The organism is Emticicia sp. W12TSBA100-4 (genome assembly GCF_040253585.1).
In the GTDB taxonomy this organism is placed as follows: domain Bacteria; phylum Bacteroidota; class Bacteroidia; order Cytophagales; family Spirosomataceae; genus Emticicia.
This window is the reverse complement of sequence record NZ_JBELAU010000023.1, coordinates 12,433-33,132: the sequence shown is the minus strand read 5'-3', so window position 1 is coordinate 33,132 and position 20,700 is coordinate 12,433. Positions and strand designations below refer to the sequence as shown.

The 20,700-nt window shown below is 35.6% G+C and carries 18 protein-coding genes; 1 reads left to right on the top strand and 17 read right to left on the bottom strand.

What is annotated here, in order from left to right:
* Window positions 1–12: 12 nt before the first annotated feature.
* The 14 genes from ABR854_RS24220 to ABR854_RS24160 all read right to left on the bottom strand — a co-directional run bounded on the left by ABR854_RS24220 (window position 13) and on the right by ABR854_RS24160 (window position 17,872).
* The gene (locus ABR854_RS24220) at window positions 13–729 is read right to left on the bottom strand and encodes a heavy-metal-associated domain-containing protein (RefSeq protein WP_350268441.1); all 717 of its coding nucleotides are present in this window, start codon (window positions 727–729) and stop codon (window positions 13–15) included.
* 11 nt (window positions 730–740) lie between these two features.
* On the bottom strand, window positions 741–1,037 hold the full coding sequence (locus tag ABR854_RS24215; protein ID WP_350268440.1) for a four-helix bundle copper-binding protein: 297 nt from the start codon (window positions 1,035–1,037) through the stop codon (window positions 741–743).
* Window positions 1,038–1,181: 144 nt separating this feature from the next.
* Window positions 1,182–2,558, bottom strand: coding sequence for a DUF2911 domain-containing protein (locus ABR854_RS24210; protein WP_350268439.1), 1,377 nt, complete (start codon window positions 2,556–2,558; stop codon window positions 1,182–1,184).
* A 27-nt stretch (window positions 2,559–2,585) separates the two neighbouring features.
* Entirely contained in the window at window positions 2,586–2,939 is a 354-nt protein-coding gene (locus ABR854_RS24205; protein ID WP_350268438.1) for a heavy-metal-associated domain-containing protein, read from the bottom strand.
* Window positions 2,940–2,965: 26 nt separating this feature from the next.
* On the bottom strand, window positions 2,966–4,423 hold the full coding sequence (locus tag ABR854_RS24200; RefSeq protein ID WP_350268437.1) for a multicopper oxidase family protein: 1,458 nt from the start codon (window positions 4,421–4,423) through the stop codon (window positions 2,966–2,968).
* Between the two features lie 23 nt (window positions 4,424–4,446).
* A complete protein-coding gene (locus tag ABR854_RS24195; protein WP_350268436.1) occupies window positions 4,447–5,511 on the bottom strand; it encodes a YncE family protein in 1,065 nt (354 codons plus the stop codon).
* Window positions 5,512–5,522: 11 nt separating this feature from the next.
* Window positions 5,523–6,086 (bottom strand): helix-turn-helix domain-containing protein, encoded by a 564-nt coding sequence (locus ABR854_RS24190; protein ID WP_350268435.1) that lies wholly within the window; start codon window positions 6,084–6,086, stop codon window positions 5,523–5,525.
* Window positions 6,087–6,103: 17 nt separating this feature from the next.
* Window positions 6,104–8,314, bottom strand: a complete 2,211-nt coding sequence (locus ABR854_RS24185) for a TonB-dependent receptor plug domain-containing protein (RefSeq protein WP_350268434.1) — start codon at window positions 8,312–8,314, stop codon at window positions 6,104–6,106.
* 95 nt (window positions 8,315–8,409) lie between these two features.
* A complete protein-coding gene (locus ABR854_RS26090) occupies window positions 8,410–8,844 on the bottom strand; it encodes an HYC_CC_PP family protein (protein WP_502881235.1) in 435 nt (144 codons plus the stop codon).
* A 236-nt stretch (window positions 8,845–9,080) separates the two neighbouring features.
* Window positions 9,081–9,602, bottom strand: a complete 522-nt coding sequence (locus ABR854_RS24180) for a recombinase family protein (RefSeq protein ID WP_350268433.1) — start codon at window positions 9,600–9,602, stop codon at window positions 9,081–9,083.
* A gap of 45 nt (window positions 9,603–9,647) precedes the next feature.
* On the bottom strand, window positions 9,648–10,247 hold the full coding sequence (locus tag ABR854_RS24175) for a recombinase family protein (RefSeq protein WP_350268432.1): 600 nt from the start codon (window positions 10,245–10,247) through the stop codon (window positions 9,648–9,650).
* A 544-nt stretch (window positions 10,248–10,791) separates the two neighbouring features.
* Window positions 10,792–11,958 carry a type IX secretion system outer membrane channel protein PorV gene (gene porV, locus ABR854_RS24170; protein ID WP_350268431.1) on the bottom strand — a complete coding sequence of 389 codons (1,167 nt, stop codon included), beginning with the start codon at window positions 11,956–11,958 and terminating at the stop codon, window positions 10,792–10,794.
* A gap of 56 nt (window positions 11,959–12,014) precedes the next feature.
* A complete protein-coding gene (locus ABR854_RS24165) occupies window positions 12,015–16,754 on the bottom strand; it encodes an Ig-like domain-containing protein (RefSeq protein ID WP_350268430.1) in 4,740 nt (1,579 codons plus the stop codon).
* A gap of 185 nt (window positions 16,755–16,939) precedes the next feature.
* A complete protein-coding gene (locus tag ABR854_RS24160; protein ID WP_350268429.1) occupies window positions 16,940–17,872 on the bottom strand; it encodes a DnaA N-terminal domain-containing protein in 933 nt (310 codons plus the stop codon).
* Between the two features lie 169 nt (window positions 17,873–18,041).
* Between ABR854_RS24160 and ABR854_RS24155 the strand changes: the two genes are divergently transcribed.
* A complete protein-coding gene (locus ABR854_RS24155) occupies window positions 18,042–18,230 on the top strand; it encodes a hypothetical protein (protein WP_350268428.1) in 189 nt (62 codons plus the stop codon).
* A gap of 63 nt (window positions 18,231–18,293) precedes the next feature.
* Here the strand turns inward: ABR854_RS24155 and ABR854_RS24150 are convergent, their stop codons facing one another.
* The 3 genes from ABR854_RS24150 to ABR854_RS24140 all read right to left on the bottom strand — a co-directional run bounded on the left by ABR854_RS24150 (window position 18,294) and on the right by ABR854_RS24140 (window position 20,686).
* A complete protein-coding gene (locus ABR854_RS24150; protein ID WP_350268427.1) occupies window positions 18,294–18,710 on the bottom strand; it encodes a hypothetical protein in 417 nt (138 codons plus the stop codon).
* Window positions 18,711–19,209: 499 nt separating this feature from the next.
* Entirely contained in the window at window positions 19,210–19,539 is a 330-nt protein-coding gene (locus tag ABR854_RS24145; RefSeq protein ID WP_350268426.1) for a helix-turn-helix domain-containing protein, read from the bottom strand.
* 118 nt (window positions 19,540–19,657) lie between these two features.
* Window positions 19,658–20,686, bottom strand: a complete 1,029-nt coding sequence (locus tag ABR854_RS24140; protein ID WP_350268425.1) for a hypothetical protein — start codon at window positions 20,684–20,686, stop codon at window positions 19,658–19,660.
* Window positions 20,687–20,700: the final 14 nt, after the last annotated feature.

Below are 20,700 nucleotides of genomic sequence, written 5' to 3'. Positions count from 1 at the left end.
GTAAAGACTATTTTAATTGTTCATCATTAGAAGCATTGCTCCGCTCATGGCAATCATTAAAGCATCTTCAATGATGGTTACGGTACTCATGGGCAGATTAAAAACTGCTCCTAAACAAGCACATTGTATTTTCTTTTTGTTCAAAACACTTTGCAAAACTCCAATAATACTAATTGTCATTACGATAAGTGTTAGCCAGTTTGTCAGAATTGGTTGAAAATTGCTTAAAAAAGCCAATCCTAAACCAAGTTCAATGAATGCGTAGAGATAAGCCCAAATAGGTAAACGTTTGGCTAAAACATCATACATTACATAGCTTTCTGCAAAACCTTTAAGGTTTAGCATTTTGAAAAATGAAAAAATCAAAAAGAAACCTGCCATAAAATGATTCATCCATTGCATCAAGTTGAAAGAATCGTTGTTCAACTGAATCAATAAACTTACCGTTGTGATGTATCCAAAAATAAGCAAAATTGGTTTATAGGTTTCAAACCAAGATTTTGTCTGCTCGACAGCTTCACTATGATTTATTGCTGAAATTTGGTACTTATTGTCTAATACCTTTTGAAAGTCTTGTAAGGCAATGTGTTTATCCATCGTGATAGTAGCCGAGTTTTCATCTTTTGAAACATCAACTTTCGTTACGTTTTCTACCATTAGCAAAGCAGACTTTACCTTTGCTTCGCAACTTCCGCAAGTCATTCCAGTTAATTGATATGTATGTGTCATTGGTATGAATTTTAGATTTTACAGGCTTCCGCACATTTTTTACAACTTTCTACGCATTTTCGACAACAATCTTTGTCATGTTTTGAGCAATTTTCGATACAACGCTCACAGGCTTGTACACAAAGAGCCATTACGGTTTCGGCATAAATAGAGTTTCTTGAGCATAGTTTAGCACATAAAGCAGCTATATCTGCACAGTCTTTACAACAATTACAACCATCTGTATCACAACATTCGGGGCAATTACAATTTTCGCAGTCGGCTACACAAGCCAAACAAGCATCAATACAATTTTGGTGATTTTTCATATAATTATTTGTCTATGGTAGAAGCATTTCTACACTACAAATGTCTGATACTTACACCTAAAAGTTGTTATAAAATTGGGGCTATGATTTATATAATTATTGGTCAAAAAGGGGGTGAATTGCAAGAATTACCCCCTTTTTGTATTATTTTATGGTATCCGTTACATTTCCACAAGTGAGCATAGAGCTACCATAGTAAGGATTCTTAACGGCACTTTCATTACTCAACCAAGCTGCTTTTTTCATTGGGCAATATTGCTGATAAATAGGCTCACTTGATAGTTTTACGCCTTTTGCCATCACATAAAAATTATCAGAAAGACTTTGGAAAGTTTCTCTTTGCTTCTTCAAATCATTTGAATCAGCAATTTTCTGAGCATCAGCAATAATTTTAGTGTTTACTTTCATAAACTCCATGTGCTGCTTCATTTCCATTTTACCCATATCGACGGCTTTCATGGCTGTTACTAATGCTGTTGCCGATTTGGCAGATGCACTTGCATCGGATTTTACTAAGGCATCTTTTATCGCATAATAAGCATCTAATAGTGGTTGTAGATTGGTTTTAGCTTGTGCTTTGTCGTTGTTCATCGAAGCCATGTCATGCCCACTGTGTTCAGAATGGTTGTTGGCAGTCATTGGACTTGCGGCAGGTGCAGTTACGCCCGTTATTTTTTGCCATTCTTCTACCTTCTTTTGCCAATTGGCAACTGCGGTTTTCATGTTCTTTTTAGCTCCTAACTCAATTGCTTTTTGAGCTGATTTGATGGCGGCTGGATAATCTTTTTGTTCTTCTAAGATTTTTGTAGTCAAATTGGCGTAAACAAAATTGTCGTCAACCATTTCTTCTGATTTCTTTGACCATGCAAGGGCTTGTTTCAAATCTTTCTTATTTGCAAAATAGTATTGAGCCGAAGCATTAAAAAATTTGGCATCTTCTAATTTTTCAACATTGATTTTCTTGTTGATTTCATTCATTACAACCACATCGGCATTGCTTTGCATTGGAATTTTGACCTGTGTATTTTCCCAATTTAAGTACAAATTTGCCGAATGGTCAGGCATGATGTCTTCTAAGGTAATTGAAAACGATTCGTAAGTACGAGTGGTCGTCTCAGGTTTCACCTTCACTCGTAATATATCCTTTTTCTCATCATAACTAAATGCTCCGTGACTGGTAGTATCAGTATTCAAAATGATTGTCCATTCGCTTGGATTAGGAATTGTAAACAGTGAATAATGCCCTTTTTTTACTAATTGTCCGCCAATAGTCATGTCATCGCTCAAACGAATACGTGTACTTTCACCTGCACCTGTTCGCCAAATTTGGTCGAATGCTACTAAGTTGCCGAACACTTTACGACCACGCATCAATGGTTTTTCATATTTGAGGCCAATCTCTGTGAAACCTACTTTTTGTTTCCATTCAGCTTCGGGGCTTGGTGGTGGCGTTTTTAGTTCAACTTGGGCATTTGCCAAATAAGAAATGCTGAGAAATAATATGATTGCAATTTTTTTCATTTCAATTTTATTTTGGTTAAAAGAATGTTAGTTTTTCATTGGTTCGCCATCCTTCTTGCAGCATGATGGGAGTTTTTCATAACTTTTATCATTGGCAAGGGTTTCGTCAGCATCATAACCTGCATCATTGATGGCTTGCTTGATTTTGCTGGCATCCGTTTTCTTTGGGTTGAAAGTTACGGTTACAACCCTGTCGTTTAAATCAAGGTTTGATTCGCTTACTCCCTTTGTAAAAGCTAATTGTTTTTCAATACGTTCTTTACACATTTCGCATATTGCCGATGTTTTGATTCTAAGTTTTGCAGGTGGTTCTTGAATATTTGCCATTGATAAAGAACCAATTATTGCTAATCCAGTGGTTAAAAAAAATCTCCTTTTCATTGTATTGTATGTTTTGATGTTTAAAACTATTTTACTTCAAAATTGAGCATCATACCATCGTCTTCATGTTCGAGATTATGGCAATGAAAAACGAATTTCCCCTTTTGTTCAAATTTTATGATTACTTGTACTTTTTCTTTAGGTGCTACCAAAACAGTATCTTTCCAGCCTTTTTCATGAGGAAAAATAGTGTTTCTTCCGCCAGAACGACTGACGACTTGAAATTGAACACCGTGTATGTGCATCGGGTGTGGTTCATCACCAGTAGAATTATCAAACTCCCAAGTCTCGGTTGAGCCAATGGCAACAGTTTCGTCGATTCGGGTAGCACTATATATTTTGCCATTAATTTTGTGCATTCCACCACTCATATTTGCCATATCCATTGTTAAAGCAAAAGACCTATTTTTGGTGGCATTACTCAATTTTGCAAGTGAAATTAAACTACTCGGCACTTTGAAAGTATCCGTTTCTTGCTTATTAACAATAAATTTCATAACCTTAAATGCTTGTGTTCCTTGTGCCGTACCCATACCAGTAAAGGTTTTATTTTCCAAATACACTTCTGTATTAAGGGCGATATTGGTAAAATCAACCAAAATATCGACTCTTTCACCAGAAGCAAGGAGCAATGAGTTGACAGATTCAGGTTTTTCAAGCATTCCGCTATCAGCTCCAATGACATAAAAATTTGCTCCATTGCTTAAAGCTAAATTATAAATCCTCGCTGATGAGCCATTTAATACCCTAAAACGATAAAAACGTGTAGAAACATTTAGGTAAGGCGAAGCAGTACCATTGACCAAAATATTATCGCCCATATAACCAGACATCATTTCCATCATGGTAGGACTATACTTGATTGTTGCATCATTATTAAAGCGTTTATCTTGAATAACCAAAGGCACTTCGTAGCTACCATTAGGTAGATTTAGAGCCTTTTCTTCGGGACTTTCAACGATGAAAAAACCTGCTAAACCTTGTGTTACTTGTTTTCCTGTTAATCCGTGCGGGTGTGGGTGATACCAATTTGTACCAGCCTGCTGATTAATAGTAAATTGGTAGTTAAAATTTTCGTTTGGCATTACCATTTGGTCGGGGTGTCCATCCATTTCGGCAGGAATAACCAAACCATGCCAGTGAATATTAGTATGCTCGGCTAATTGGTTGCTGAATTTTACATTAAAATTTGCTCCTTTTTGAAGCCTAAAAGTAGGGCCTAATAGGCCCGAACGATAACCGATATATTTGGCATTTTTCCCATCCATAACGGTATCTTGCACCGCTTGGGCAATCATACTACTTGGGCTTGTGATTGTCTCAGGAATTTTCAAAGCATTTTTAAAAGTGGTGTCGCCACTGACAGGAACAGGGTCGCTACCTCCCATGTCCATATTACCCATACAACTTGACATTAGGACGGTAGAACTTAGTCCAAATCCTAATTTTTCGAGAAAATCTCTACGGTTAATTTGCTTGTACATTCTTAAATAATAGGTTAAATAAATTAAAGTTTAATAACAATTCCATTGGGTTTTAAGCCAACGGTAAGTGTTTTTGTAACCTTATGCTGCATTATATCAATAACTGATACACTGGCGGCTTCTTGGTTGGTAACATAAGCGGTCATTGCATTAAAAGCGATAGCATGAGAACCTGCTCCCGTTGAAAAAGAGCCTGTTCGTGTCATTTTCCCATCAGCTCCTTTTGTCCACCAATGTACTTTTCCTGCGGTGGGGTCTGTTACCCACATTTCTTTCATATCGGCTTGGTAAGCAACAAAACCTGGCATAAAACCTAATGCAACGGTTTCGACTATTTTTAATGTTTTCACATCAATAATTGAGACAGTTTGCCCATCTTCATTATCTACATACATTCTATTATCAGCACCAATCCATGCTCCAACAGGATTTTTTCCAACGGCTATTGTTGCTAAAACAGTTTTAGTTATAGGGCTTATGGCAGAAACTGAATTGTCTTCACCATTGGCAACAAAAGCCACTGTTCCATCAAAAGAAAAAGTAACTTCAGCAGAACCATTTCCAACCATTACTGTATTTTTGAGGGCATAGGTAGTGGCATCATAAACCAATACTTTTCCATCAGTTTGAGATGTCCAAATCTCTTTGCCATCAGGTGAAAAAACAGCATTATGATTGGACATTGGTACATCAAAAATTTTCACATTTGTACCTTTCATTGCATCCAAAACGGCGACTTTTCCTGTACCTGCGTGAGTACCTCCTGCATGACCTGCACTTAAATCAACACCTGGTGCCGCCACTGCGATTTGAGATTTTGCAGCATTGATATAAATATGATGGGGATAAGCTAAAAAGCCTGGCGTTGCGGTATGTCCTGCTCCATGAGTTGAAGTGCTTGAACCATCAGTTAGTTGAATAGTGGTGGCAACTTCGTTGGTATTTAGATTGATAACCGATAAGGTGCTACTTTCACCATTGACAATGTATGCTGCTGGATAATTGATATTTTGTTCGGGTTGAACATTGCTCATGTCCATACACGCTACTACGCCCAAAACTAAAACGGAGAAAATTACTTTTTTCATCTTGAAATTATTTATAGTTGATTGATGGAAATTCGTTTATTGGCTTTCAATTCTTTAAAATGGCTTGGTGTAAGCCCTGTTATTTTTTTGAATTGCATTGACAAATGCTGCACGCTACTATAAAACATCATATCGGCAATTTGACTCAATGTATATTCATCGTACACCAATAACTCTTTTACTTTTTCTATTTTTTGATGAATAAAAAACTGTTCAATCGTAGTACCTTCAACCTCAGAAAACAAGGTTGTCAGATACTTATAATCTCGACCAATATTTTCAGCGATATATACTGATGGATTGACTTTCTGTAAAATTTTCGATTGATTTTGTACGATTTCTATGATAATTGTTTTGATTCTCTGAACGATTTGCTTGCGTTTATCATCCAATAACTCAAAACCAACAGTTTGCAAGCCTTTCTCAATCAGTTGTAATTGTTCGGGAGTTAATTCGTTCAACGTTTCAACTTCACCTAATTCTATATTTTTGATTGTAATCTCTGTTTTTTTGAATAGGTCAGCGATAACCATTTTACATCGGTCGCAAACCATATTTTTTATATATAAAGTCATGATTTTTGATGTTTTGGTTATTTTATTTTATATCGCATTCCTGCATAAACCATTCTGCCAATGACTGGTCCCCAAGTCATACCAGCATCATAATGTCGTCCAAAAGGGTCATTAGATGAAATAATCGGATTTTTCTGAGTGAAATTGTTGAGATTTTCTCCCCCAACATACATATCCCATTTTAAGAAAGTCTTGGTAATTTGTGCATTGATGTTTGAAAAAGCAGGTGCAGTGGTAAGTGTACCAGTACCTGCTGCCATCATCGAATGCTCGGACATAGCGGGCATTCGTCGAGAGCCGTTCCATTGCCAAGTAAAATCAAATTTCCATTTATCATAAGGCAGTGCATATCCCATATTTAATAAGATACGGTCTCGATTCAGAAATTGTTTGGTCATTAATGCCAACGTTCCGTTTTCTGTTTGAAAATCATTTTTCACATCAAACCAACGATAGGCTAATTTGAAGTCAAAACGCTTGATTGGAGCGAAATTTAGTTCTGCTTGGTAGCTATTAGAAAAAGAGCGACCTTTCAGATTGTAGAAACTTAAATATCCAGCCTGTTCCATATCTACTACCAACTGATTTTGAAAATTAGTACGGTAAGCATCAACAATAAAGGATGCCTTTTGCCCGAATAATTCAAACTCGTTTGATAGACTTAATCCATAATTCCAAGATTCTTCGGGTTTTAAGTTGTTTTCAATAGAAATGGCCCTTGAACTTACCAATAGACCATAATTTTCGGCTAATGGATTGGGTACTCTCCAACCTTTTCCAGCACTGGCTCTTAGATGTACCGATTTACTAATATCATATTTGGCATGAATTCGGGGAGTAAATCGAGTACCATAAAGGTTATGAAAATCTACTCTACCACCTGCTACAACTGTTAGTTTTTCAGGGTAAGTATAGGTATATTCAGCAAATACACCTGGCACAGACTCCGTGCGTAAACGAGGATTAATGCCTGTAAATGTTTCATTATAATCATCTAATAAATAACTTGCACCTGCCTTATATTGATGATTGGTATTATTGATAATATCTTGATAAATTAGATTGGCATAAATCGTATTTTGGCGACCAGAATAATTGCGTAATCCAAAGAATGATTGATTATTGTGAATTGTACCATTTACAATTAAACCTAAACCTCGATAGGGGGTACTTTGAAATAGTTTGGCTGTTTTGCTAAAAAACTCAATTCGTTTGGTTTGACTGCCAAAACCATAGACCAAAGACGAACCTTGTAATTCGGGTTTGAAGTTAGATTGTCCACCCAAACGGTCTTCATATAAGGCTTTAACTCCGAACTGAGCCATCATCTTTTCATTCTGAAACTTCCAACGATTAATCACATTGTATTGATTATAAAGTGGAATATCTAAAAAACTATCTCCGTTTTTATCAATGCGATTTTGTAAGGTAGAAGCATGAGTAAGCAAAGCTGTTGACCATTTCTTATTTAATTTCTTTGCTAAATTTAGATTGACTTCGCCACGCCCAAAGCTATTTGCATAGGTATTCAAATACAATTTGTCAGCCATATCTGGTTTTTGGAGTTCGATATTGATTTGACCAGTCATTGACTCATAGCCATTGACTACTGACCCAGCTCCTTTACCAACATCAATTGATGTTATCCAAGTACCTGGCACATAGTTTAACCCAAACGTTGTGTTTAATCCACGAATATTTGGAATGTTTTCAGTATTGGTTTGAACATAATTTCCGCTCAACCCTAACAATTGGATTTGTTTTGAACCTGTAACGGCATCAGCATAACTTACTGATACACTTGCATTGGTTTCAAAACTCTCAGAAAGGTTACAACAAGCGGCTTTGGCAAGTGCTTTGGTGGTTATAATCTCAGTTTGAATAGGATTCAGGCGGTCTATCACACTGGCTTCACTTCTAACAACTACTTCTTGTAAGGTAGAAGATTCCGTTTGGAGATAAATCGTTTGAAAATCATTTGAATGAACCATTATCGTATCGGTTTTATAGCCAATCGAACTGATAATTAATTCATGATTTTGAGAAGTCTTAGGAATAGAAAATTTTCCTTCAATATCGGCAGAAGTTCCATTTTTACTGTTTTTCCAACGGAGTACCGCACCAATAATGGGTTCGGTTTTGCCGTCAATTTTCTTTTCTAATACAATTCCTTGTAGGTTTTGCGAATATACTGTTGAAGTAAATAGTAATACAAATAGTATTACCATTTTAATGATATTTTTTAACATAAAATGATTCAATTTATTGAACAATAGAAAAACTACCTATTGAAAAATAGGCACAAGAAGTTCAATAAATAGAATCAAATTAAGAAGGATTGGATGTGTACGAGCAGTTTTCTACCTGCATTTGGGGGAGCTGTATTATAGTAATGACTTACTTTAAATAATACAGGCTCACTCGACCAGTTGAAAGTACAAAAAGGTGAAAAAGAACAACACTCACTGATAAAAATAGGGGTACTCAGTAAAACTTGATTAACACTTGATGAAGCGGTGTTAATATGAACAAAAGTAGAATGTTCTTCACAACACTTAGTCCGTTTAAAATTTGCTTTCGAGGATTTCGCTTCCTTTTTAAGCATTTTTTGTGGACAACATTTAGGCGGACTGGATAAAATGAAAGTTTTTCTACCTTTTACTTTACATAAATGCTCTATCATAGCAAATCCAGTGCTTGCAAAAAGCACTTGAAACGCCATGAAGAGACACAATATGCGAGTAAGTATTTGTTTCATTTTATGAAAATAATTGCAAATATGCAATCATTCTATATATTATCTGTGATATTTTATTCTATTTAGTTTATATAATTTTCGGAATAATCCATAATGTGTTTTGAGGTTCTTCTTCCAAATCTGCGGAAATATACGGTTTCCAACTAATTTTAGTTGCACTCGAATAAAAATTAAATTTCAGGATTACTTACTTTTTGATAAGCTCCTATCGTGACTTTTCTATGCTTGAGATATTTTTAGAGTGTCATTTTTGAAACGCCTATTTCAGTAGCAATTTGATTTACCCCCATTTTTCCCTCTTTGTAGTAACTTTCGGCTAAAATTGCTTTTTGTTCGGCTTCTTTTGTCATACCTTGTCGGCGACCGCCTTTTCTGCCTCTGGCTCTTGCTGCTTCCAAGCCCGATTTGGTTCTTTCCCGAATCAAATCTCTTTCAAATTCAGCAAAGCAAGCTGAGATGTTAAAAAATAAACGTCCTTGTGGTGTGGTTGTATCAATAGCATCACTAATACTTTGAACGCCTACTTGTTTACTGTTCAGTTGAGCTACTACTTCTAAAAGGTGCTTTAATGAACGTCCCAAACGGTCAAGTTTATAAACCACCACAATATCATCTTTACGAATTTGGGCTAATAATTTAATCAGTTCTGGTCTATCCGTTTTAGCTCCTAATGCTGTTTCTGCAAATATGATTTCACAACCTGCTTTTTCAAGTGCATCGAGTGTAGTGGTCCAAACGAAATCTCGAAAAACGACCAAACAAAATCTCGAATTTATGTTTTTGAAGTTTAATTCTGAAAATGGTTAAGTCAATTTATTTTTCTGCAACCAGTTAAAAAGATTCGACTCTGAGGAGTTATAACGTTTAGCAATAAATTTTTTAGTTGAGCCATTATTGAGAAGTGCTTCAATCTCAACTTTATATTTATCCAATTTACTTTTCCCTGCACCTATTGGTCTTCCGAGTTTTACCCCATTCGCTTTTTTAGTTTGTAGTGCCTCCTTTGTTCTTTTAGAAATTAAATCTCTTTCTATTTCAGCTACCATCGAAAAGACCATTGCCATCACTTTACTCTGAATGGTATCGTCCAATTGCCAGTTTCCTTTAACTGTATAAATCTTTATTCCTTTCTGAGTGGCTATCGAAATTATTTCCATGCACTCAAGCATACTTCTACCCAATCGAGAAAATTCACTTAATAGAATGGTATCTCCCGAAGTAAGCGTTTCAACAATATCTCCAATTTTTCTTTCTCTCCAATGAATTCTGCCCGAAGCCTTTTCTTCAACGAATTCAACTTTACCTAAATTTTTATCATTGGCAAGGTGTAGTAATTGAGATTTGTTTTTTTCAAGGTCTTGGTCAATGGTTGAAACCCTCAAATAAGCGACATTTCTTGGCATAATTTTGGTTATTCGATAAATAGGTAATGATTTAAATTAAAATGGTTTAAAACATTCTGTAATATTAGGTATTTTCATCTAATTATTCAAGTGGTATATATGAACCCAAAAAGAAAATGTAGAGAAAGTAGATAAACCCTTCAGATATATTGAGTTTAAAGACTTCATCAATAAAAAAAGCGAAATACCCCGTTACATTAGTCGTTAAACGCTGAACGGCTAAAAAAACTGGTAACATTTACAGTTCCTGCCACAAAAGATAATAATGAAGCAATTCTTAAATTATCTATAAATGTTCTCTTATTACCTCTGTGTCTAAACATAAAATAACTTTATAACAACTATAAATTTTCGCAGTGTTCATGCCATTAGAAATGAATTAAGTGACCAAAGATACTCGTTTTTGAATGTAGGTTCAATGTTTCTTTTTATTGTTGTATAAGTTTGATTGTTATTACAATGAATATTTTATGCAAATAGTACCCATAGATTGAGTTATTTGCATAAAATATTTGTGTTAAATTTTAGAAAATAGGTAAAATTATCATTTACTGACTAAGTGATTCAACGAAACTCGAAAGGTATTTGCCAAAACTTGACCCTGTTCATTAGAAATTAAAAATGATAAATCAAGTCCAAAATTCTTGAATTTCCCACCTAAGCCAAGTGTGAAGTATTTTATATCTCCCTTTTGTTTATTTTGGGTATAATATCCAGCACGTGCATAAAGGAACTCCCGAAACTGAAATTCTGTACCAAATGAATAAGTAATTTCTCTCATGGTTTCACGCAAACCGTCTGGTGCAGTACCCCACGATTGAAAAATTGTGCCAATGCCTGTGATATTTACTTCATTTCGTCCTGCAATCACTTCATTTTGAATATTTCGTACAGAAGGCGTTGGCACGAGCAATTTGTTGCCATCGATGGTAAACATTAAGATGTTTTGTTTCTTTCCCAAAATAAAATTTTGTGCTACACCAAGTTTTAGTAAAGTTGGTTGAAAAGTTCTACGCTTGTAATCTCCATAAGAAACTTTACCACCAATGTTAGTCAATGATGCTCCATAATTTAACCAACGCTTTTTTGTATTTCTTCCATCGTGGTAAAAGTACAAATCTCCTGCAATGGCATTGACTGGTTTTGTGGTAATATTTCGAGTAGTTGAACGAGCCGATAAGTTGGAATAAATATACTTCAAACCAAAGGAAAGGCTCTTTTTATCACTAAGTTTAAGGCTATAAAAACCATTAAGTGAAAACTCTTTTGATTTGAAGTTTTTGATAAACGCTCTGTTGTCGCCATATATTGCTACACTGCCAGCATCAAAATATTTTGTACCAAATCCATACGCAGTCCTTTCTTTGGCTTGAAATAGATTCAACGCATATAAATTCATTCCTCGAATGAGGTTTCTGTAATAGGGTGTATAATGCAACGATAAACCCAAGTTTTTTGCTTTTTCAATGCTATCGGTTGTCTCCTTATTGTATAGAAATACCAATTTCGCTGGGTTTATCAATGCACTATTGGCATCGGGAGAAATCGCAATGCCTGCTTCTCCCAGTGCTGCACTACGAGCATCATAGGTGAAGTTTTGAAAAGGAAATGCTCCGACTAAAATTCTATTCTCGTTTACAGGTGTGTAGGCTTGTGCTATGCTTTGAAGACTTACTAAAAATAGCAAGGCAATCATTTTTAAATTTTTCATTTGATTTTATGATTAAATTCCTTGCCAGCTTGACTGACAAGGAATTGGTGAATGTGTTAATTATTTACTTTAACAATGCGTTTTTTCAAGGTAACTGGTTTGTTTCCATCTGTGCCAACGATGTATAAAATGTAGGTTTCTGATGGTAAATTGAACAAGTCGAGTACGATATTGTCCAAATACCTTTCCTGTCCACCACCTTCGTAGAGAACTTCTCCTCGTTGGCTGTAAAGAATGAGTTTTACCCCATCAATACATCCTTTCGATTTGATGTATAATTTGCCCGAAGTCGGATTTGGGTAAGCTATTGCTTCGTTGATGTTATAATCTAAAACAGTAATAGTCACCGTTGATTCATCTGATTTTTCATTATTAGCATTGATGCAGTACAAACTGTATTTCTGTGTTTCAACCTTCGTTCCCGTTACCTCAATCTTTTCACCACTTTGACCATTTGACCAGACAATCGTGCCATTACATTGCGTGAGAGTAGATAGGATTAGTTGCTTATTCAAACAAAGTGTATCGTTGATGGAATAACCACGAATACCGTTACTCGTTTCAATCTCAATCGGGCGAGGTCTTACTCGCACTTTGACCGATGCAGTATCAGAAATACATTGCCAAGTACCACAAGTAACGGAATAAACCGTATTTTTATCTGGTCTTACAGTAATATTTTGCGATTTATCTCCTGTATTCCAAAGTAAGTTTTCTTCACAGCCACTGGCAGTTAGCGTAGTTTTCTCACCATCAAGAATTACTAAATTTCCACTAATGATTGGCTTTTTGGGAGTATGATAAACTTTGATAAAAACTGTGGTTGTATCTGAGACTAACGGGCGGCGTTCCGTTGAGTCAACTCCTATGCAGATAATTTTGTAAGTAATATCAGATTTGGGTGAAACAGTAAATGATAGTTCTTTTAAATCTTGATTGTCTAACCAAACCAAAGTTCCACCATCTTCACAATTCTTTGCAGTAATTGTTGTTGAAGCCCCGATACATAAAGTATCAGCAGTTGCAGTCACAACGGGCATTTTAGGTCTTACATAAACCTTGAATTGACTCCATTCGCTATAACAACCATCAATATAGCACCGTGCAGAATAAGTAGTCGTTTGTAAGGGTTTTACTTGAATTCGGGCGGCGTTCTGCTTACTCAAAGTATCTGCCAGTAAAACACTTTTGGCTTTCCATTCAGTACGATTGCAAGCATTTGCCAATAATTCAATTATTTCTCCTTTGACAATAATTGCAGTTTTTTCAACATCTTTGACTGTAATTATTGGTGGGGCTATTTTTGCTTTGACAGTAACTTTGATGGTCACCGCTTCGCTCCAACCAGTTTCGTGACTATAACATGAGACGGCATAAGTATTTGATTCGGTCAATCGCTCTTGAAATCCTTCTGTTACTTCTACTCTGTTCGGAATATCCATCCAATTTTTCGTCCAATGAACCTCCGTGCCAGTCATACAGCCACTCACCAATTTTATAGTATCGCCATAACAGATTGTTTGGTCTTTGGCTGTTGGCGGTGGAGTTATCATTGTAATTTCAATCTCATTTGCGTTTGTACAACCAAAGCCGCCTACGCAAGTAACAGTATATTTTGTGCTTCGTCTTGGCTTAACTTCAATAGTATTTACATCATTTTCACCAGTTGACCATCTAATAGAACCGTTACAGCCACCAGTGCCGATTCTTACTGTTTCTCCTAAGAAATAGGTTGTTCTTTCACTACCAATGTTAGGTTTGTTGGGCAATGAAATTGGATTTATCGTAATATCCCCAGCCCCTTCACCAACCGGAGTTGAACACATCACTCTGAAATTAGTTTTCTGAGTAATTGGGTATGAATTAGGATTCTCAATTGGTTTGGCATCTGTAAAATCATCCTTGTGCCAAACCACCCAATAAAATGCAGTAGAGCATCCACTTTGACCAAGTATAGCCGTAGAACCCCAACAAACATCTTTTCCATTAGCCTGAATCATGGGAGGTTTTACTTCAATGGTTATTTTACCTTTTCCACCACAAGCATTCGGACTTAAACATTCTGCCACATATTCTGTGTATTTATCGGTTGGCCAAACGGTAATTGGATTCCCTTCCGCTTGTCCATTTTGCCAACTAACCACACCATCGCACCCAGTTATACTTAAAATCGTTGATTCCCCTAAAATAACTGAATTTTTTGTGACCATTATCTGAAAATCCTGTGGCTGTCTAATATTTACACCGATGGTTTCGGTGGCTTCGCCCGCTGATGTGACACAATGGCCTTTGAACGAAACTGCTTGAATTACTCCATTAAACGTAGGAGAAGCTTCATTCCTTCGACCATATTCTGGCGAAGTCCAATAAATATCATTTGATGGACAACCACTCATGCTCAAAGTTGTTGAGCCGCCAATACAAACTACATTAGGAGAAGCCTTTACTGTAATTTTGGGAGCGTTTACTTCAATAACTATCTTTCCATTTCCTCCAACACAACCACCATTGGCGGTGCAAATAGCTGAATATTCAGTTGTTGCTTTCGGAGTTACAGAAATAATGGTTGAACTTTCACCCGTATTCCAAGAAATAATTCCGTTACAATTTGCAACACTCAATGTAGCTGTTTCACCTAAAACTAAAGGATTTTTAGAAGCTCTAATTGTTGGAGTAGCACCATTTGCGTTAATGATTAATTTGACCAAGACTCTTGCATTACTCTTACAGTTATTAGTAGTGTTTCTTGCTTGAACATAGAAAAGACCATTGTTTGCAGCTTCCGAACTCGGTGTAAAACTTAAAACCGTTGCCAATAAATTGCCCCCACTTGGAGCATCGTACCATTCCGCTACTTCATTATTTCCAATACTAACAGATAAAGTTGGAATTGCTTGACTTGCACAAATGGTTTTATCTCCTGCACTGATTGGAATATTAACAGTAGGACAAGTACACAAGGGTGAATTTATCGTTTGCGTGGTAATACAACCAGCACTACTTGTGGCATTCAAGACAACATTTGTACCCGTTGGAATGCCTGAAACGATGCCTTCTGCGGCAGATACTATGCCAACGGAACTTGTAATTACTCCATTACTTGCAAAAGATAGGGAATAAGTCAATAAATCTGCTGAACAAGCGGGTATTCCTGCACTCGAAGTTGGTAAGTCATTAATAGATAAACTTATGGGTGTTCGAGTAGCACTTACACAACTATTTTGTAGATTTCGAGCTTGGGCATAATAGGTGCCAGACGTAGTAGGCTTGTAACTTAATGTGTTACTGGCTACTATGATTAAATTGGCATCAAACCAATCTGCGGTGGTATTTTCTCCGACACTCACAGTCAGGCTTGGAATAATTTGTCCTTGACAAATACTTTTATTTCCACCACTCACAGGTGAATTAATCACAGGGCAATTACAGGTAGGTGAATTGACCGTTTTAGTAACAGCACAACCTGCACTACTGGTTGCTGTTAATTGAACATCTAATCCTGCGGGAATATTGATTACTGAATTTCCAGAAACTGTGCCAGCAGTACTTGTGATTGCTCCAATGCCTGAAAAGTTGACAGTATAAGTCAGTAAATCTGAACTACAAGTTGTTCCGCCAATGGTAAGTATTGGTAATGTGTTGATAGTAACTATGCCAGAAGCTGTGCTTGTTGCATCAGCACACGGAGGCGTTGCCAGTACCTTGCAAGTAGCCGTGTACGTTCCCATTTCATTCACTGTTGTACTCGTTCCGATAATTCCATTACTCCAAGTAATTGTTCCATTGGTGCAGCCTGTGGCAGTAAGCGTACCAATTTCACCTTGACATAAGGATAAATTATTTACTGTGATATTTGGGGCAACTGCATTACTACAACAAGGTGTTACATTCATTATTGCACTTTGCTCCGATTGTGTTTGTCCTGTATTTTTTGCAATGGCATAATAACTTCCACCTGCCAATAAATTTAAACCCGTGAATGTACCTTGTCCATTAAAAGTATTCCCTACCTGTGAAATAGTAGTACTTGCAATTGGGCTTGGGTTTCCGAGTTTATATAATTCTAATGTCCCTGATTGTTGGAACGCAATATCAAATGTGGCACTTGTAGCACCACAATTCAATGTACCCGATAAAATTGGGGTAACTATTTTATCGTATTGTAAAGTTACTTCCACATCCAAAGCAGTATCATCACAATAGGTACTCCCATCATCACCTTTATCGACAATAAAATAGATATAACTCCCCGCACTTACATTAATTGCTGGAACATTATAAGTGGTCGGACTACTGGAAGTGGCTATAATAGTTCGAGGAAATAGGGTCAAATTATCGGTTTTAATGGTGTAACCAATATTATCGCCACAGCCAAAAGTGGCTCGTTGAAGAGCATTGGTAATGCCAAGAATATGCACATTATTTGGAACAGATAATCTAACGACAGAAGGGGATTCGCCAGGGTGTAAGAAAACCCCAAACGGTGGAAAGGGTTGGGGAGTGACCTCGCCTGCATTCAACTGCTCGTATGCCAAAAATGGATAACTTTCTTGACCTACATTAAAAGTCCAACCGAGTTGTCCAGCCGTTCCGCCGCCATAAGTATTATCATTGCCATACGCAGGAAAAGGTACAAAATTATTGTTTCCATCAATTGTACCATAACTAAACAGTCCATTGGAACTGGGGTTTTGTTGGCCTACTACACTTTTTAATTTGAAAGTGATTTGAGCCGAAGTGGGTAAAACCACTATTGCTGTTAAGAACAGCAATAAAAGATAAAATTTGTTTTTCATTTTCTGAATTGAGTTTATTTAAGTAAGTCTTAATACTTAGTTTTTTTGATATAAGTGTATCAACTTGAGTCAAAAAATAGATTAAATATTTTCATTAAAATAGTTTATTATATATTAAATTGAAAACAAATGTAAAAACAAATATTCTAAAATAATATTAAAATAGTATTAAAATGAAAATTATTCTACACAATATATTCTAAAATTGTATCTTGTCCGATGTGATGGTCAATAGTTTTTCGTAGTAAATCGACATAGTTTTCTTCAATCCAATGATAAAAAAAGGTGCTGGGAAGCTGTAAAGTTAATTTGCTATTTTCCAGTTTTAATGGAAGGATTGGCAGAAACCAAGTCTGAAAAGTAGTTTCATCTACATTTAAGCAAATAAATTCTAAACATTTTGCCCAAACTTTCATTACATTTTTATTTGTTTGTTCGCCTGCTATTGCGGTGTACTTGTTATATTCTGTGAGTAGCTTTTTTTCGCAAAAATGTTTTTCCATGTAGGTTTCTTTATAAATATCAATTCTACCACGTGAGGGATATTTGGCGTACAAATGAGCAATGTGTTTGGCAAAATCTTGCTTCGGCATTTTCTTCCAAGTGAAATCGGTGAGTTCATCTTGCTCTAAACTTCTTGGCTTGGATACCCCAATTGCTTCGGTTTTCCCCACTCGCATCAATTCGTAGTACAGATTAAGTCTTGATTTTACTTGAAAATTTTCAAGCAAATAATCAAATACTTCGTAAGACAGAATATTATTGGTGGGGTGAAACATTCGCAAGACTAAACGTTCTTGGTTATCATCGTTGAAGATTCGCCAAAACTCAATCATTGTTGCGGGACTATACGTTTTACCGTTCAATTGGTCATGCTTTCTGAAAAAGCAATTGTTTCGCCCAACAAAACGCTCAATCATTGATAACATCAAGTATTCTTTGTCTTGTGGCTCGGCAAAGTGTTTTTTCTTGCTGTAATACGTATTTGGATGAGAAAATCCTTCTCGATACATAAGCATTTTGTAACTCGAATTAATCAGGTCTAACTCTGCATTCAGGAAGTTTTCTGACTTTTTGTGGTAAGATGGATTGGTCAAGTTTTTCGGATAAGTATTCATTTTTGTGATTTATTTTGAGAGAAACTTATCCACATTTTTTTCGTTTTTTACAGTTTCCGTTAAAGAAAAAAATAATTTATAAAATTAAGTTCTAAGTTTCCTTCTAAAGTTCATAGTTCTAAAAGTTCATAGTTTCTACTTTTGGAAACTGAGGAAACTTCAAAAAAATGTGGAAAAATCGACATTTTGGACAATAAAAATCTGTTCGGCAAAAAGACTCGCTTTTTCCGTTGCTGAGAATAACGTAAATTACAATACGAATGAGCGTCCTTCGTGCCGAATTGCGTTATTGTCGATGGTTTATGTACTTATTTTATGGAGGAAAGTCTGCTCGCAGATATTTGAGAGCAATAATTGAAGTAAATTTGGGCATAATTAATAATTTTTAAAGTGTATATAAGTCTGAATTTTTTAATGTATTTTAGGCATTAATGATATTACTCAATGAAGTTTTGATAGCCTTAAAAGCGACCTTTTGAAATTTAAAATGGAGCATACTTTCTCGATAGAACTGAAAAATTTCTCGTAATAAATTGGTGTCAACTTCAATAAAGTTGCCATGTTTGAAATGCTTCGTCAATTTATCGTAGTATAATGCTATTGAAGCCAGTTGAAGATGGTCGCTTTCGCCTGACTTTTTCATTCTTTCTGTGGATTCGACCGAGATAACATTATTATTGCCTCTAAACGCTAAATATAACTCATAGTTTTCAAAGGCAGCATTAATCAGAATTTGTTCCATTTGGTTGGTTGGTCCGACAGCTATGATGAACTTTTGTTTTAATTCGGGTATGTAATCTTTTATGTCAACAGCGATTTTTTCAGTTTGGGACTTCATTGCTTATATGGGTTTTCAGTGATGCACTACTTATATTATTTAAAGGATTTAGAAAGTTAGGAAGGAGGTGAATAAAGGTTTTAGATGAAAACAACTATTCTGTAAATAATTATTTTGTGGGGGAGAATGCGATTGCTTTTCTACTTCGATTTCATTCTCGCAGTATAAGCGGAAGGACAAAAAAGACAGGTATAGAATCCCTATCTTTTTTGCTGTATTGAAACACATTTTTTCAAATGCGTTACAATCTTTCATATGTAAAATTTTATGAGCAATTTTTCCAGTAAAATTCATCTCAATTTCGTAGGTGTTTTATTTGAAATATACCCCTTTTATATTTTCAGACAGGCTGAGATTGTTTTCAGTTATTTGGTTTATTTCAATTATGACTATTAACTCATCAAATGGCAACTCAAATCCTAAGAATCAAGGCTTTAAACTTATTAAGCGGATACATAATCGAAAAATAAATATTATTTCTTCAAATGTTTATAGCTTATCAGTTTGCTTTCAGCCACTCAACAAGTTCACTGCGAAAGAAAATATTATGATTACCGTTTTTATGAAATGGAATTTTTCCCGAAGAACAGTAGCTGTAAATGGTTTGTTTTTTCTTGTGTATCAATTCAGCAGCTTGGTCAATCGTTAGAGGCTCATCTTTATTTTCAGTCATTTTACGAGCTATAATTCTATCGACTACACTTTCCAAAAGAGGCTCAGAAACGTTCATTAATGCCTTTTCGACAGCTTGCTGAATAAAGTAATCAAATGAGCCTTCTACTGGTAAATCTGATGTGCTTTTAGCTTGATTGGGAAATAGTTTTTTCATCATTACAGCGTATGAGGTGTTAGTTAATACTGCTGCAAAACAAGGGGAAGGAAATTTATAAAAGCTTGTTTGAAATGAAATGTTTTTAAATATTTCATTTCAAATAGCACAGAGCTTATTAGATGAAGAATTTATGCAAAGAACTTCTGATAAGTTCTTGAAAACGTAGGATTTTCTCGTCGGACGGGCGACTGTTTTTAGAAACTGCATTGGAAAAAAAGGACGGATTTGACTTTACTCCGAATGTTTTGCTCAGGATTTCGGTTTTTTGTTTTAAGTTAAGAGCTTCCCAGTCTTCAATATTGAAAAAAGATAAACCAGCTAATATTTCAGGTAAAAAAGTAATCATTATTGGACTTGGGAATGGATTTCTGCCACCTATTTTTGTAATAAATTTACCTTCAACCGTACAAATTTGATGTTCAATGAAGCACTCTTTCATTGTTTGAAATGAAATATTGGTCAAGAAACTTTCAAATAAAGGAAGTCCATCCTGTTTCTTTAGCCCAATAGTTTTTATTTGTTTTTTTTCTTGTGAGCTTGATTCTTTGATGAATTCAAATCGCTTGGTAATTATCTCTAAGAGATAAAACAAGTGATTCAAACGTTCTTTTTGCGTAATCATTCCTTCGTTCAATACCAACAAAGCGTAATTGATTTCATTGAGACTTAAACGTTCGAGTTTACTAAAATCTAACATCAGTTTATTTAGCCACACTTCGTTGATTGTACTCAATAAATAATCTACGTAATCTTTTATCGTACTCGAAAACACCCGATTTGAAATACCACCGAGAACAAACAAAACATCATTTGTGTATTCATTAAATTTAATCAAATCGGTAGGAGTGGCTTTTCTGAAAGTATCAATCACTATTTTCCATTCAGAAAGAATATTCACTATTGATTTGAGTATATCACCAAGATTGATTTTTCGAGTATCGAATGTAATAAGTTCATGGTAAACAAACTCCTCGATAAATGAATTGGAAAAAGGGTAAATCTCAAAAAGCCCGTGCACACTTGCTAACAGCCTAACTTCTTCGAGATAAACTTCAGATTCAAACGCTTTTTGGTAGAAGTTTGATTGATACATATTAGATGTGGTAATTCCATTTTTTCGCAAGATAGGAAAAAATAAATTCATTGAACTTTTTGATG